1 protein-coding gene is annotated in these 779 nt (G+C 58.0%); it reads right to left on the bottom strand.

Features of this window, described 5'->3' with window-relative positions; genetic code table 11:
- The coding region (locus FS777_RS21250; RefSeq protein ID WP_372239229.1) for an immunoglobulin-like domain-containing protein at positions 1–779 on the bottom strand (779 nt) is incomplete at both ends.

Raw genomic sequence — 779 nt, 5'->3', positions numbered from 1 at the left:
GAGTCTTTGTAAACGTCGTCGCCCTGCGCTGCGTGCTCGTAGGACACGGCAGTCTGACCGGCCTTGATAGTGACTTGAGTATTGTTGCTCAGGGTCACGACCAGGTCGTTGGCCAGGGCTTTGTTGATCTGAACGGTGAACGTCGGTTTGACGTTCTCGGCAACAGATGTCTGGTCGGCAGTGATGGTGACCAGAACTTGGTCGCCCTGATTGTCAGTGCCCGGAGTGCCCGAACCTGGCTCGTCGATAACTTGTGTGCTGACTGGCGTTTTGTCCAGAGTCAGTTGCTCGAACTTGCCAACATCAGCGCCAGCAACAGAGGCGATCGATTTAACGACCGGATCGTTAGCACCGACATAGTCGTTGTCTGGCGCGGTCACAGTGACCGAACCGGTAGTGCCGTTGGCCGGGATGGTGATGACGGTCTTGCCGTCGTCCAGGGTGAAGGTCAGCGCGCCATGCTTGTCGATCGGCAAGCCGTCTTTGTTGGTCAGGGTCACGGTGTAAGTGATCTGACCGCCTTCAGTGACCGAGTCGGTTGCTGTGAGCTTCGCCACAACTTCGTCGATGGTATCGGTGACTTTCACCGAGGCCTCGCCGCCCAGCTGCAGGTTTTCGAACGTGCGGCCGCCAGCGTCGGCTGCCGACTTGATACCCAGGCTGATTTCACCCGAGTCTTTGTAAACGTCGTCGCCCTGCGCTGCGTGGGTGTACTGAGCGCTGGTTTCGCCGGCCTTGATGGTGACCTTTTCATTGTTGCTCAGGGTCACGACCAAGTC

Source organism: Pseudomonas sp. DE0157 (assembly GCF_007678615.1).
In the GTDB taxonomy this organism is placed as follows: domain Bacteria; phylum Pseudomonadota; class Gammaproteobacteria; order Pseudomonadales; family Pseudomonadaceae; genus Aquipseudomonas; species Aquipseudomonas parafulva_B.
Note: the sequence above shows the minus strand (reverse complement) of the source record. Positions and strands in the feature narration are given on the sequence as shown.